The organism is Thioalkalivibrio sp. ALJ4 (genome assembly GCF_000377225.1).
Lineage (GTDB): Bacteria > Pseudomonadota > Gammaproteobacteria > Ectothiorhodospirales > Ectothiorhodospiraceae > Thioalkalivibrio.
On record NZ_KB897917.1, the window covers coordinates 95,706 to 109,370 of the forward strand.

The 13,665-nt window shown below is 68.6% G+C and carries 13 protein-coding genes; 10 read left to right on the forward strand and 3 right to left on the reverse strand.

The window, feature by feature from the left end:
- The 3 genes from rsmB to def are packed head-to-tail and all read right to left on the reverse strand — an operon-like array spanning position 1 to position 2,855.
- A complete protein-coding gene (gene rsmB / locus C936_RS0100450; protein WP_018174887.1) occupies positions 1 to 1,356 on the reverse strand; it encodes a 16S rRNA (cytosine(967)-C(5))-methyltransferase RsmB in 1,356 nt (451 codons plus the stop codon).
- 3 nt (positions 1,357 to 1,359) lie between these two features.
- Complete coding sequence (gene fmt / locus C936_RS0100455; protein WP_018174888.1) at positions 1,360 to 2,322, reverse strand: methionyl-tRNA formyltransferase; 963 nt, start codon at positions 2,320 to 2,322, stop codon at positions 1,360 to 1,362.
- Positions 2,322 to 2,855, reverse strand: a complete 534-nt coding sequence (def, locus tag C936_RS0100460; RefSeq protein ID WP_018138929.1) for a peptide deformylase — start codon at positions 2,853 to 2,855, stop codon at positions 2,322 to 2,324. The genes fmt and def overlap by 1 nt, the downstream gene beginning before the upstream one ends.
- Positions 2,856 to 2,999: 144 nt before the next feature.
- Between def and C936_RS0100465 the strand changes: the two genes are divergently transcribed.
- The 10 genes from C936_RS0100465 (at position 3,000) to ubiA (ending at position 13,660) form a co-directional block, all read left to right on the forward strand.
- A complete protein-coding gene (locus tag C936_RS0100465; protein ID WP_012983636.1) occupies positions 3,000 to 4,169 on the forward strand; it encodes a LysM peptidoglycan-binding domain-containing protein in 1,170 nt (389 codons plus the stop codon).
- 28 nt (positions 4,170 to 4,197) lie between these two features.
- Positions 4,198 to 5,331 (forward strand): DNA-processing protein DprA, encoded by a 1,134-nt coding sequence (gene dprA, locus C936_RS0100470; RefSeq protein WP_012983637.1) that lies wholly within the window; start codon positions 4,198 to 4,200, stop codon positions 5,329 to 5,331.
- Positions 5,328 to 5,813, forward strand: coding sequence for a DUF494 family protein (locus tag C936_RS0100475; RefSeq protein ID WP_018174889.1), 486 nt, complete (start codon positions 5,328 to 5,330; stop codon positions 5,811 to 5,813). Before dprA ends, C936_RS0100475 begins: the two co-directional genes overlap by 4 nt.
- A gap of 141 nt (positions 5,814 to 5,954) precedes the next feature.
- On the forward strand, positions 5,955 to 8,519 hold the full coding sequence (locus tag C936_RS0100480; RefSeq protein ID WP_012983639.1) for a DNA topoisomerase I: 2,565 nt from the start codon (positions 5,955 to 5,957) through the stop codon (positions 8,517 to 8,519).
- Complete coding sequence (locus C936_RS0100485; RefSeq protein WP_012983640.1) at positions 8,506 to 9,099, forward strand: L-threonylcarbamoyladenylate synthase; 594 nt, start codon at positions 8,506 to 8,508, stop codon at positions 9,097 to 9,099. The genes C936_RS0100480 and C936_RS0100485 overlap by 14 nt, the downstream gene beginning before the upstream one ends.
- Before the next feature lie 16 nt (positions 9,100 to 9,115).
- A complete protein-coding gene (gene hemF / locus C936_RS0100490; RefSeq protein WP_018174890.1) occupies positions 9,116 to 10,045 on the forward strand; it encodes an oxygen-dependent coproporphyrinogen oxidase in 930 nt (309 codons plus the stop codon).
- A gap of 22 nt (positions 10,046 to 10,067) precedes the next feature.
- A complete protein-coding gene (gene hemB, locus C936_RS0100495; protein ID WP_018174891.1) occupies positions 10,068 to 11,084 on the forward strand; it encodes a porphobilinogen synthase in 1,017 nt (338 codons plus the stop codon).
- Entirely contained in the window at positions 11,081 to 11,929 is an 849-nt protein-coding gene (gene aroE / locus C936_RS0100500) for a shikimate dehydrogenase (protein WP_012983643.1), read from the forward strand. The genes hemB and aroE overlap by 4 nt, the downstream gene beginning before the upstream one ends.
- Before the next feature lie 104 nt (positions 11,930 to 12,033).
- Complete coding sequence (locus C936_RS0100505) at positions 12,034 to 12,699, forward strand: OmpA family protein (RefSeq protein ID WP_012983644.1); 666 nt, start codon at positions 12,034 to 12,036, stop codon at positions 12,697 to 12,699.
- Positions 12,700 to 12,790: 91 nt separating this feature from the next.
- Entirely contained in the window at positions 12,791 to 13,660 is an 870-nt protein-coding gene (ubiA, locus tag C936_RS0100510; protein ID WP_012983645.1) for a 4-hydroxybenzoate octaprenyltransferase, read from the forward strand.
- The last annotated feature ends 5 nt before the right edge of the window (positions 13,661 to 13,665 follow it).

The window sequence follows — 13,665 nt, forward strand, 5'->3', positions numbered from 1 at the left end:
CTAGTCCTTTGTCAACAACGCGTAGTAGAAGCCATCGCCGCCTTCCAGGCCCAGCGGCAGCGCCCAGCCGACCGAGCGTACGTGCGCGCCGGCGATCGGCGGGCCGCCCTCGGGCTCCAGCGCGCGCGCATCCGGCGTGCGCTGGAGAAAGCCCGCGACCACCGCGTCGTTCTCCTCCGACAGGAGCGAACAGGTCGCATACAGCAGGCGCCCGCCAGGGCGCAGCAGTCCCCAGGCCGCCTCCAGAATACGCGCCTGCTCCGCCGCCAGGCGCGGGATGTCGTCGGCGCGACGCAGGGTCTTGATGTCCGGGTGACGCCGGATCACCCCAGTCGCCGAGCAGGGCACATCCAGCAGGATCGCATCGAAGGGCTGGCCATCCCACCAGGCATCGGGGTCGGCGACGTCGGCCGCGGTCAGTTGCGCGGCGAAGCCCAGTCGGTCGAGATTTTCGCGCACCTGCACAAGTCGCTCGGCATCGTTGTCCAGCGCAGTCAACTGGAGATCACCACCCGCCCGTTCCAGCAGATGACCGGTCTTGCCGCCCGGGGCCGCGCAGGCATCCAGCACGCGTTCGCCCGGCTGCGGATCGAGCAGGACCGCCGCCCATTGCGCAGAGGCGTCCTGCACCGAGAGCCGGCCCTCGGCAAAACCGGGCAGTCGAGCGACGTCCGCGGGTTCCTCCAGTGTCAGGGCTGCCTCCAGCTGAGGATGCGCCTGTGCCGGGTGCCCCGCCTCGACCAGCGCCTGGAGGGCGTCCTCGCGCGAGGTGCGGGACAGGTTCACGCGCAGGGTCATAGGTGCGGGACGGGTGGCCGCCTCCAGCAACATCTCCCAGTCGTCGGGCCAGGAGGCGCGGATCGCCTCCAGCAGCCATTCCGGAACGGCATAACGCAGCGCCGGGTCTTCCCGGACTGCCGCCTCCAGCGCATCCTGTTCGCGCTGCGCGCGCCGCAGTACCGCATTGATCAGTCCCACCGCACCGGGGCGATGGATGGCCCGCGCCAGCTCCGCGGTCTCGCGCACGGCCGCGTGGTCACGGGTAGAGAAATGCATCAGCTCGGCCAGCCCCTGCGCCAGCAGCACACCGATCACGGCGTCTTTCTTGCGCAGCGGGCGCTCCAGGAACCCGTTTACCAGCGCCGACAGTTGCGGATACCAGCGCAGCGTGGTGTAGGCCAGCGCCTGCACCCAGGCCGCGTCGCGGGCGTTCAGCCCTTCGGTTGCGTGCTCGACCGCGCGCGTCAGGGAATGCCCCTGCAATACGACCCCCTCGGCCGCCTCCAGCGCCCGCTGGCGCGGGGAGCGCGAGTCCACCCGCGAGGGTACGATGCGTCCGTTGCGCTTGCCCGCCATCGCTCAGCCGCCCGCGAGGCGCTGCCCGACCAGCGCCGTAGTATTGGCCCAGTCCGCGGCCGCAACCGGGCGCTTGCCCGGCAGCTGCACGGTCTCCAGAAGCAGCTGACCTTGTTCGGTGCCCACTTGCACCCCGTCACGGCCCGCGGCTCGGATGGTGCCCGGCTCCGGGTCCGCCGGCCCGGGCAAAGGGCGCGCGGCATGCACGCGGATCACCTGCTCGCCCCAGCGCGCCTGGGCAACCGGCCAGGGGTTGAAGGCCCGCACCTGGCGATCCAGCTCCACCGCCGGGCGGGCAAAATCCAGCCAGGCCTCACCCTTTTCCAGCTTGTGCGCGTAGGTCGCGCCGGCATCGTCCTGTGGTTCCGGCTGCGAACGCCCCGCGAGGATCTCGGGCAGCCGCTCCAGCAGCAGCTCGGCGCCCAGCGTGGCCAGCGTATCGTGCATCTCGCCGGTGGTCGTCGTCACCGTGATCGGAGTCGAGCGACAGGCGTGCACCGGGCCCGTGTCCAGGCCGGGCGCCATCTGCATCAGGCAGACCCCGGTCTCGGTATCGCCGGCCAGGATCGCGCGGTGGATCGGTGCCGCACCGCGCCAGCGGGGCAACAGCGAGGCGTGGATGTTCAGCCCGCCCCGGCCGGGGATCTCCAGCACCGTTCGCGGCAGGATCAACCCGTAGGCCGCTACGATCAGGATATCCGGGCGCCAGGCGGCCAGTTCGGCCTGGGCCTCGGGCGATTTCAGGGATTCCGGCTGCAGCACCGGGATGCCGGCCGCCTCGGCGGCGACCTTGACCGGGCTCGGGCGCAGTTGGCGCCCCCGCCCCGCCGGGCGATCCGGCTGGGTGTAGACGGCCACGGGCCTCGGGCCGCGCTCGATCAGGGCCTCCAGCGCAGGGACCGCGAAGTCGGGCGTACCCGCGTAGACCACACGCGGCAATGGCACGTCCTTGTTGCCTTGCTTCATCAGACGGCGGGCGCCGCGGCCTTGTCTCCCGCGCCGGCCCGCGCGCCCTGCTTCTCCAGCTTCTTGCGGATGCGATTGCGCTTCAGGCTGGAGAGGTAGTCCACGAACAGCTTGCCGTCGAGGTGGTCGATCTCGTGCTGGATACACACGGCCAGAAGGCCATCGATATCGAGCTCATAGGGCTGGCCATCTCGGCCGAGGGCACGCACACGAATACGGTCGGCGCGCTGCACCCGCTCGTAGAATCCGGGCACCGACAGGCAGCCCTCGTCCATCTCCTCCTCGCCGGAGGTCTCGAGGATCTCGGGGTTGATCAGCACGTGCGGCTCGCTCTGGTCATCGGAGACATCCGCCACCAACACCCGCTTTTGCACGTTGATCTGGGTGGCCGCCAGACCAATGCCCGGCGCGTCGTACATGGTTTCCAGCATGTCGTCGACCAGAGTGCGGACCTCGTCGTCCACCGTCTCGACCGGCTCCGCCTGCAGACGCAGGCGGGGATCCGGGAAATGCAGTATTTCGCGCTTGGCCATGAAAAACCTCAAACTTTGTACTGTACAGATGCCGCAATTCTGCTAACGTTGGACCGCAATATCCGCGGAATTGCGTCATCCGCATGGGGCCGGGCTAAAGCAAAAGAAGGCTCGGGGAGCGCGCGGATCTGACAGGGGACAGCAATGTACAAGACCAGGGCGACCACGACCTTCGTTCTGCCGGGCATTTTATTCAGTGTAACGCTGTTGCTCGGCGCCTGCGCAGCCACCCAGACCGAAGAGGGGGCTGCCACCGCCGAGGACACCGAGGCCACACAAACGGCCCGCAGCGAGGACACCTCCCGCGAAACCGACCGGGCCGCCGAGACCCCGGAGCCGGAACCCGAGATCCGCGAATCCGCTCCCGAACGCTACGTGGTCCGCGAGGGCGACACCCTGTGGGACATCGCCGCGATGTTCCTGCGCGATCCGTGGTACTGGCCGGAGATCTGGCTGGTGAACCCCGAGATCGAGAACCCGCATCTGATCTATCCGGGCGACGTACTCAGCATCTACTACGTGGACGGCGAACCGCGCATCACCGTGGATGGCGGCCCGCGCGTTCGCCCGACCAAGCGTCTGTCGCCCGAGATTCGCGTAGTCGATCGCGATGAGGATGCGACCCCGATCTCCACGCTGCAGTCGTTCATGTTCCGTCCGCAGGTGCTGGACGACGAGACGCTGGACAACGCCCCCTACATCCTGGCCTCGCAGGATGAGCGCGTGATCTTCGGCCCGGGCGACCGCGTCTACGTGCGCAATGCCGAAGACACCCAGCAATACGACCTCTATCACATCGTGCGTCGTGACGGCGAGCTGGTGGACCCGGACACCGGCGAGAACCTGGGCATTGCGACCCTGCCGATTGGCGAGGCCGAGATCGTCGAGCCCGGCAACGTGGCACGCGCAAACATCCGCAAGGGTGAGCGCGAAGCCATCCGTGGCGACCGCCTGGTCCCCTATGCCGATGAACAGGACATGCTGTTCGAGATCGGACGTCCGCCAGAAGACCTGGAGGGCACGATCATCTCCCTGTTCGACGCGATCAGCCAGATCGGCCAGCTCCAGGCTGCGATCATCAACCGTGGCGAGCGTGACGGCATCGAGAACGGCCAGGTGATGACCGCCTACACCGCCGGCCGCCAGGTTCGCGACCCGATCAGCGACCGGGCGAACGAGGTCGTGACCTTGCCCGAGGAATCGGTCGGAACGGTGATGGTGTTCCAGACCTTCGAGAAGGTCTCCTACATCCTGGTCACGGAGTCCGACCGCACCCTGCGCGAGGGTGACAAGGTCCGCCATCCGTCGCACTGATCCGCTCGCACGGGCATCCGCACCACCGATGACCGACGACTGGGACCGGGCGACGCATCAGCGCGCCTGGCTGGAACTGATCAACACCCCGGGGCTCGGCCACCAGCGCCTGCTGCATCTGGTCGAGGCCTTTGGCGGTCCCGGCGCCGCCCTGGCCGCTTCTCCTAGCGAATGGCGCCATCACGGCGTCGAGCTGAATATCGACCCGGCGGCCCGCACGGCAGCCGCCGATGCCGACCAGGCCTGGCTCGACCAGGACGAGCGGCACCACCTGCTATGCCGGGATGACCCCGACTACCCGCCGCTACTGGCCGAAATCCCCGATCCGCCCCCGGTCCTGTACCTGAACGGCGACCCGAGCCTGCTGCATCGGCCGCAGATCGCCATCATCGGCGCACGCGAGTGCACGCCGCAGGGCGAACGCCTGGCCGGGGAGTTCGCGCGCGAGCTCGCCGGTGCCGGCGTGGTGGTGACCAGCGGCCTGGCGCGCGGCATCGACGGGGTGGCCCACGAGGGCGCCCTGGCTGCCCCCGGTGGCCGCACGATCGCAGTCGTCGCGACCGGCCCCGACCGCATCTACCCGGCGCAGCATCGTCGCCTCGCCCACCGCATCGCGGATCACGGACTGGTCGTATCGCTGTGGCCAACCGGCACGCGCCCACTGGCGCGCAACTTCCCGCAGCGCAACCGGGTGATCAGCGGCATGGCCCTGGGCACGGTCGTGGTCGAGGCCGCACTGAAGAGCGGATCGCTGATCACCGCCCGCCTGGCGGCGGAACAGGGCCGGCAGGTCTACGCGGTGCCGGGCTCGGTACTGAGCCCGGTCAGCCGAGGTTGCCATCGCCTGATCCGTGATGGGGCGCAACTCGTGGAATCGGCCGACGAGGTGCTGGAAGACCTGGCGGACTGGCTCGGCGTCGCCCCCGGGGAGACAGCCAGCACACCACCGGAACCGGCCCGGGAGCCACTGGATCCGGAGCAGGAACGCGTGCTGAACGCGATGGGTTTTGACCCGATCCCGCTGGAAACCCTGCGGGATCGCACCAAATTGACCATCGAGCGCCTTTCATCCATGCTGGTTTTGCTGGAACTCAACGGCCGTGTGGCCGCCCTCGACCACGGGCGCTACCAGCGCCTCGACGCAGGATCCCCTGAATCATGAACGAAAGCGTGCTGGATGTGCTCATGTACCTGTTCGAGCACACCATGGACGAGGAATCCGACGAGGAGCCGGATCGCGCGGAACTGGAACGCCACCTGGTGGAGGCCGGTTTCGCCCGCCCCGAGATCGACCGCGCCCTGGGCTGGCTGGATCGCCTGATGAGCGAGGCCCCCCTCACCGGTCGCGGCGGCGACAGCGCGGCCCAGCGCATCTATGCCCCGGAAGAGCGCAAGCGCCTGGACACCGAGGCGCACGGCTTCCTGCTGCACCTGGAGCAAAACGGGCTGCTGACCGCCGGCACCCGCGAGCTGGTACTGGACCGCGTGATGGAACTGGACGCCGAGGAGATCGACTTCGACCAGCTGCGCTGGGTGGTGCTGATGGTGCTGTTCAACCAGCCCGACGATGCGATCGCCTATTCCCGCCTGGAAGAGGTGATGCGCGACGATGCCGGCCCGTCGGCCGTGGATTATCTGCACTGAGTCCACCGTCCTCCGCAGACAATGCGGTAGCCACGGGCGTTTTCCTCCTCTAGTCTTTAGCGCCCGTGAACCCGGTCGCTGCCATGCGACCGCGATCGCCCCGATACGGAACCCGCTGCCACGGAGACGGTCCCGAGCGACATGAGCAAGCACCTCGTCATTGTAGAGTCGCCCGCCAAGGGCAAGACCATCGAAAAATATCTCGGCCCGGACTACCAGGTCATGGCCTCCTATGGCCATGTCCGCGACCTGGTCCCCAAGGAAGGGGCGGTGGACCCGGAAAACGGGTTCCGCATGAAGTACGACGTGATCGAGCGCAGCGAAAAGCAGATCGAGGCGATCGCCAAGGCTCTGAAGAAATCCGATGACCTGATCCTCGCGACTGACCCCGACCGTGAAGGCGAGGCAATCTCCTGGCATCTCTACGAGGTGCTGCGTGACCGCGGCCTGCTAGACGATCGTGGCGTGCATCGGGTCGTGTTCCACGAGATCACCAAGAAGGCGATCCAGCAGGCGATCGAGGAACCGCGCGACCTGGCCAAGCCGCTGATCGATGCCCAGCAGGCGCGCCGCGCGCTGGACTACCTGGTCGGCTTCAACCTCTCCCCGCTGCTGTGGCGCAAGATCAAGCGCGGCCTGTCCGCCGGGCGCGTGCAAAGCCCGGCACTGCGCATGATCTGCGAGCGCGAGAACGAGATCGAGGCCTTCGTCCCGCGCGAATACTGGACCCTGGATGCGAAGGTCGAGCGCCAGGAGCAGCCGTTCACCGCGCGCCTGACCTACCTGGACGGCAACAAGCTGGACCAGTTCGACCTGAACAGCGCCGAACTCGCACATGACGCCCAGAAGCGCCTGACCGAGGCCGCGAACGGCGAGCTGCGTGTCGCCAAGGTCGAGAAGAAGCAGCGCCGCCGCAACCCGGCTGCGCCGTTCACCACCTCGACCCTGCAGCAGGAGGCCTCGCGCAAGCTGGGCTTCACCGCATCGCGCACCATGCGCACCGCGCAGCAGCTGTACGAGGGGATCGATCTGGGCTCCGGCGCGATCGGCCTGATCACCTATATGCGTACCGACTCGGTGGCCCTGGCCGGCGAGGCGATTGGCGAGATCCGCGGCCTGATCGAGGAGCGCTATGGCGCCAACAACGTCCCCGACAGCCCGCGCCAGTACAAGACCAAGTCGAAGAACGCGCAGGAGGCCCACGAGGCTATCCGCCCGACCTCCGTGCGCCGCCTGCCGAACGAGGTCCGCGCCCGCCTGAGCAGTGACCAGGCCCGGCTGTACGACCTGATCTGGAAGCGCACCGTCGCCTGCCAGATGATCCACGCGACCTTCGACACCGTGGCCGCCGACCTGGTCCCGGGTGACAGCCGACACCAGTTCCGCGCCACCGGCTCCACCCTGGTCGACCCCGGCTTCATCGCCGTCTACCAGGAGGGCCGCGACGACGCGCAGGATGACGACGAGGACAAGCGCCTGCCGGAAATGGCCGAGGGCGACACGGTCCAGCTGGAAGAGGTCACCGCCGACCAGCACTTCACCGAGCCGCCGCCGCGCTACACCGAGGCCAGCCTGGTGAAGACGCTGGAGGAATACGGCATCGGCCGTCCGTCCACCTACGCCAGCATCATCTCCACGCTGCAGTCGCGCGAGTACGTGGAGATGGACGGCAAGCGCTTCATCCCGACCGACACCGGCCGGATCGTGAACAGCTTCCTGACCCAGCACTTCGACCGCTACGTGGACTACGACTTCACCGCGAAGCTGGAAGACGAGCTGGACGCGATCTCGCGCGGCGAGAAGGACTGGGTCCCGGTGCTGGAGGATTTCTGGGGCGACTTCCGCGACCGGGTGAAGGAGAAGGAAGAAAACGTCACTCGCGCCGAGGCCGTGCAGTCGCGCGAACTGGGCCCCGATCCGCAGAGCGGACGCCCGGTCAGCGTGCGCCTGGGCCGTTTCGGCCCGATCGTGCAGATCGGCACCAAGGACGACGAGGAGAAGCCGCGCTTCGCCGGCCTGCTGCCCGGGCAGAAGATGGACAAGATCACCCTCGACGAGGCGCTGGAGCTGTTCAAGCTGCCGCGCGACCTCGGCGAGACGCCCGAGGGCGAGCCGGTGATGGTCAACATCGGCCGCTTCGGACCGTACGTGAAGTACGGCTCCAAGTACGCCTCCCTCGGCCCGGACGACGACGTCTGGACCATCGAGCTGCCGCGCGCGCTGGAGATCGTCGCCGAGAAGAAGAAGAAGGACGCCGAACGCTTCATCAAGAGCTTCGACGAAGAGGGCATCCAGGTCCTCAACGGGCGCTACGGCCCTTACGTGACCGACGGCAACAAGAACGCCAAGATCCCCAAGGAGACCGATCCCAAGTCCCTGACGCTGGAGCAGTGCCAGGAACTGATCGCCGCCGCCCCGGAACGCAAGGGCCGCGGCCGCAAGGGGGCGGCCAAGTCGACCGGCAAGTCCTCCGGGAAAACCGCCTCCAAGTCGTCGACCGCAAAGAAGACGACCACGAAAAAGGCAGCCACCACCAAGAAGGCCGCCAGCAAGACGGGCACGAAAAAGGCCACCGCAAAGAAGACGAGCACGTCGAAGAAGGCCCCGGCGAAGAAGGCTTCGACCGCCAAGTCTGGTAGCGCGAAATCCGGCAGCGGCGACAGCCGCCTGAGTGCCCAGCCCTCCGGCGACCGTGGATCCGAATAGCCAACCGCTGCTAACCCCCGAGATCGAGCCCGTCGCGCAGTGCGTGCGCGACGGCGGCGTGGTCGCCTACCCCACCGAGGCGGTCTTCGGCCTTGGCTGCCGCCCGGATGACCCCCGGACGATCGATCGCATCCTCGAGATCAAGGGCCGCCCGGCCACCAAGGGACTGATTGTGGTCACCGACCGGCTGGATCGCCTCGCGCCCTGGCTGGCGCCGCTACCGGCCGAACGCCGGGCCGAGATCGACGCCAGCTGGCCTGGGCCGACCACCTGGCTGCTACCCGTCACCGATGCCTGCCCGCCGCTGCTGCGCGGCGAACACGACAGCCTCGCGGTACGCGTCACCGCCCACCCGGAGACGCGCGCGCTGTGCGCGGCCGCGGGCAGCCCCCTGGTCTCCACCAGCGCCAACCGCGCGGGCATAGAGCCCTGCCGCACCTGGGACTGCGTGAACACGCAGCTCGGGGCGGGCATCGACGCGATCCTGCAGGCAGAATGTGGCGGGCGCACCGCACCCAGCACGATCCGCGATGCCCGCACCGGGGCCTGGCTCCGGGGCGCGCCGGATACCCACGAATAACCAACCGGGACGCAGCATGAGCCAGGACCACGTCTCCATCGACCGTGTCATCGACTACCTGCAGGGCCTGCAGGACCGCATCTGCCAGGGTCTCGAGGGCCTGGACGGCCAGGCCCGCTTCCAGGAGGACGCCTGGGAACGCCCGGCCGGCGGCGGCGGCCGCACCCGTGTAATGCACGAGGGGCGGGTCTTCGAGCAGGCCGGGGTCAACTTCTCCCATGTGATGGGCGACAACCTCCCGGCCTCGGCCACCGCGCACCGCCCGGAGATGGCCGGACGCTCGTTCCAGGCCACCGGCGTGTCGCTGGTGATCCACCCGCACAACCCGTATGTGCCGACCTCGCACGCGAATGTGCGCTTCTTCATCGCGGAGAAGCCCGGCGAGGAGCCGATCTGGTGGTTCGGCGGCGGCTTCGACCTGACCCCGTACTACGGTTTCGACGAGGACTGCATCCACTGGCACCGCACGGCCGAGGCCGCCTGTCGTCCGTTCGGCGAGCACCTCTACCCGGCGCACAAGCAGTGGTGCGACGAGTACTTTCATCTCAAGCACCGCGACGAGCCGCGCGGCGTCGGCGGGCTGTTCTTCGACGACTTCAGCGAGGGCGGCTTCGAGCACGCCTTCGGCTACATGCAGAGCGTCGGCAATGCCTATCTGGATGCCTATGGCCCGATCGTCGAGCGTCGCCACGCGACCGAATACGGCGAGCGCGAGCGCCAGTTCCAGCTCTACCGGCGCGGGCGCTATGTCGAGTTCAATCTGGTCTACGACCGCGGTACCCTGTTCGGCCTGCAGTCGGGCGGGCGCACCGAGTCGATCCTGATGTCGCTGCCGCCGCTGGTGCGCTGGGAATACAACTACCAGCCGGAGGCCGGCACGCCCGAGGCCGAACTCTACGAGCACTATCTGAAGCCGCGCGACTGGCTGGCCGAGTCCGCCGGCTGACCCACCAACAAGGACGACCCGCATGACCGCACCGATCGCCCCCTATCCCGCCGGCCGTCCGCGCCGCATGCGCCGCGACGCCTTCTCCCGCCGCCTGATGCGCGAGCATCACCTGCGCGCGGACGACCTGATCCTGCCGGTGTTCGTCACCGAGGGCGAAGGGGTGCGCGAGGCGGTGCCGTCGATGCCCGGCGTGGAGCGCGTCAGCATCGACCTGCTGCTGGAGGAGGCGGCCGCCGCCGTGCGCCTCGGCATCCCGGCGCTGGCCCTGTTCCCGGTGGTCCCGGGCGAGAAGAAGAGCCTGGATGCCGCCGAGGCCTGGAACCCCGAGGGCCTGGCCCAGCGCGCGGTACGCGCCCTGAAGCAGGCCCACCCCGAGCTCGGCGTGATCACCGACGTCGCCCTGGACCCGTTCACCACCCACGGCCAGGACGGCATCATCGACGATGACGGCTACGTGGTGAACGACATCACCGTCGAGGCGCTGGTGGAGCAGGCGCTGTCGCATGCCGCGGCCGGGGCCGACGTGGTCGCCCCCTCCGACATGATGGACGGGCGCATCGGCGCGATCCGCACCGCGCTGGAAGATGGCGGGCACGTGCACACGCGCATCCTCGCCTACTCCGCCAAGTACGCCTCGGCCTTCTACGGGCCGTTCCGCGATGCGGTGGGCTCAGCCAGCAATCTGGGCAAGGGCGGCAAGGAGACCTACCAGATGGACCCGGCCAACGGCGATGAGGCCCTGCACGAGGTCGCGCTCGACCTGGCCGAGGGCGCCGACATGGTGATGGTCAAGCCGGGGATGCCGTACCTGGACGTGGTCCGCCGGATTCGCGACGAGTTCCAGCGCCCGACCTTCGTCTATCACGTCTCCGGCGAGTACGCGATGCTCAAGGCCGCCGCCGAACGCGGCTGGCTGGACGAGCGCGCCTGCGTGCTGGAGGCCCTGACCGGCATGAAGCGCGCCGGGGCCGACGGCATCCTCACCTACTACGCCCGCACCGTGGCCGAATGGCTGACGGAGGACGCGGCCCGATGAGCGAGCCGCGCCCCGATCGTTATGGCGTGGTCGGCAACCCGATCCGCCATTCGCTGTCGCCGCGCATCCATGCCCTATTCGCCGAACAGACCGGGCAGCACCTGACCTACGAGGCCCTGCTGGGCACCCCGGGTCAGTTCGCCGAGGAGGTCTGGGCATGGTTCTCCTCCGGGTTCCGCGGCCTGAACGTGACCGTCCCGTTCAAGGAAGAGGCGTTCGCCCTGGCCCGGGTCCTGACCGACCGCGCCCGGCGCGCCGGCGCCGTGAACACCCTCTGGCGCGACGACGAGCGCCAGCTCCACGGCGACAACACCGACGGCATCGGCTTCTGCCGCGACCTCGACCGCCTGGGTGGCGAGGTGCCCGGCCGGCGCATCCTGATCCTCGGGGCCGGCGGCGCGACCCGCGGGCTGCTGCAGCCCCTGCTGGAGCGCCACCCCGCACAGCTGGTGATCGCCAACCGCACTGCGGCGCGGGCCGAGGCACTGGCCGAGGACTTCGCCGACCTGGCGATCGATACCGAGCTCTCCGCCTGCGGCCTCGACGCCCTGCCCGCCGGCCCGTTCGATCTGGTCATCAACGCCACCGCCGCCGGCCTGTCCGACGCGGGGCTGAACCTGCCCGCGACGCTGGTGCACCCGGACAGCCTGGCCTACGACCTGGTCTACGGCCCCGGTGCGGCCCGGTTCCTTGACTGGGCCCGGGATGCTGGCTGCCGGCAGACGTCCGACGGCCTGGGCATGCTGGTCGAGCAGGCCGCCGAGGCCTTCGCGACCTGGCGCGGCATCCACCCCGACACCACCCCGGTATTGCGCCAACTGCGTCACGAAAACGACACGGCCTGACGCCCGGTTCACCTTCCGTTCAAGCAACGGCGCAATCCTGTTCCCGAGCGCGCCCGTGGGCGCAGACTGAAACCCGGGAGTTCCTTCCCGGCTGGGGGGCAAGCATGATCTCGCGCATTGGTGTTCTGGTACTGGTCGGTTTTCTGACCTTCGCCATCGGCTGTACCACCACGGATCCCTATACCGGCGAGGAGCGGGTATCGCGCACGGCCATCGGCGCCGGTGTCGGCGCGGCTGCCGGGGCCGTGGTCGGCAGCATCACCAGCCGCCGCAACCGCACCCAGCGCGCGATGATCGGGGCCGGGATCGGGGCCCTGGCCGGCGGTGCGATCGGCAACTACATGGACCGCCAGGAGGCCGAGCTGCGCGAGCAGCTGCGGGGAACCGGTGTCAGCGTGACCCGCGACGGCGACAACATCATCCTGAACATGCCCGGGCACATCACCTTCGATATCGACCGCACCGACATCAAACCGGAGTTCGAGGAGGTGCTGAACTCGGTGGCGCTGGTCCTGGCCGAATACGACCAGACCGGTATCGAGGTCGCCGGCCATACCGACATCACCGGACGCGTCGAGTACAACATGGACCTGTCGGAACGGCGCGCTCAGAGCGTCGGGCGCGCCCTGATACGGCGCGGCGTCCAGTCGGTGCGCGTCGACACCGTCGGCTTCGGGCCGCATCAGCCCATCGCGACCAACGAAACCGCCGAGGGCCGCGCGCTGAACCGGCGTGTAGAACTGACCCTGTTCCCGCTGACCGCGGACTGAGCGCCGGCCCCCAGCACGATCGGGCCGGGGATTGCCCGACCCGCCCCCTTCCTCATCCATCCGGCGCGCCGGGCTGGTAAGCTTGGCCGCCATGGACGCACGTGCACGCCTGTGGGAACTGGCCCGACTGGTCCGCCTGGACCGGCCTGTCGGCATCTATCTGCTGCTGTGGCCGACTCTGTGGGCGCTCTGGATCGCAGCCGAGGGCTGGCCGCCGGGTTCGCTGATCTTCATCTTCGTTGCCGGCGTCGTGCTGATGCGCTCGGCCGGCTGTGCGATCAACGACTACGCGGACCGCGACTTCGACGCCCATGTCGCCCGTACGCGCGACCGCCCGCTGGCGCTGGGCACGATCACCCCGAACGAGGCACTGGCGACCTTCGCCGTGCTGGCCCTGACCGCCTTCGTGCTGGTCCTGTTCACCAACCTGCTGACCATTCTCTATTCCCTGGTCGCGGTGGTGCTGGCCGCTACCTATCCCTTCGCCAAGCGCTTTCACCACTTTCCGCAGGTGCACCTGGGCGCGGCCTTCGCCTGGGCCGTGCCCATGGCCTTTACCGCGGTCACCGGGGATCACCCGCCGCCGCTCGCCTGGCTGCTGTACGTGACCGTGCTCGCCTGGACCGTGGTGTATGACACCTTCTACGGGATGGTGGACCGAGAAGACGACCTGAAAATCGGGGTGAAGTCCACCGCCATCGCGTTCGGCGAGATGGACCGTCTGATCACCGCGGGGCTCCAGGTGCTCGTCTGGCTGGGGCTGTACCTGATCGGCCAGCATGCCGGGCTCGGCGGCTACTACACGGCGGGGCTGGTGATCGTGGCGATGCTGATGTTCTACCAGCAGTTCCTGATCGCCGAACGCGAGCCGACCGACTGCCTGCGGGCATTCAAGAACAACCATTATCTCGGTGCCGTGGTCCTGCTCGCGATGATCGCAGACCATCATCTGGGGGGCTAACTCGG

Bases quoted from the DNA above. Each gene is read 5' to 3' on its own strand.
- def (WP_018138929.1), bottom strand. From the start codon at position 2,855: ATGGCCAAGCGCGAAATACTGCATTTCCCGGATCCCCGCCTGCGTCTG.
- C936_RS0100505 (WP_012983644.1), top strand. From the start codon at position 12,034: ATGATCTCGCGCATTGGTGTTCTGGTACTGGTCGGTTTTCTGACCTTC.
- fmt (WP_018174888.1), bottom strand. From the start codon at position 2,322: ATGAAGCAAGGCAACAAGGACGTGCCATTGCCGCGTGTGGTCTACGCG.
- C936_RS0100480 (WP_012983639.1), top strand. From the start codon at position 5,955: ATGAGCAAGCACCTCGTCATTGTAGAGTCGCCCGCCAAGGGCAAGACC.
- rsmB (WP_018174887.1), bottom strand. From the start codon at position 1,356: ATGGCGGGCAAGCGCAACGGACGCATCGTACCCTCGCGGGTGGACTCG.
- C936_RS0100475 (WP_018174889.1), top strand. From the start codon at position 5,328: ATGAACGAAAGCGTGCTGGATGTGCTCATGTACCTGTTCGAGCACACC.
- aroE (WP_012983643.1), top strand. From the start codon at position 11,081: ATGAGCGAGCCGCGCCCCGATCGTTATGGCGTGGTCGGCAACCCGATC.
- hemB (WP_018174891.1), top strand. From the start codon at position 10,068: ATGACCGCACCGATCGCCCCCTATCCCGCCGGCCGTCCGCGCCGCATG.
- C936_RS0100465 (WP_012983636.1), top strand. From the start codon at position 3,000: ATGTACAAGACCAGGGCGACCACGACCTTCGTTCTGCCGGGCATTTTA.
- hemF (WP_018174890.1), top strand. From the start codon at position 9,116: ATGAGCCAGGACCACGTCTCCATCGACCGTGTCATCGACTACCTGCAG.
- ubiA (WP_012983645.1), top strand. From the start codon at position 12,791: ATGGACGCACGTGCACGCCTGTGGGAACTGGCCCGACTGGTCCGCCTG.
- dprA (WP_012983637.1), top strand. From the start codon at position 4,198: ATGACCGACGACTGGGACCGGGCGACGCATCAGCGCGCCTGGCTGGAA.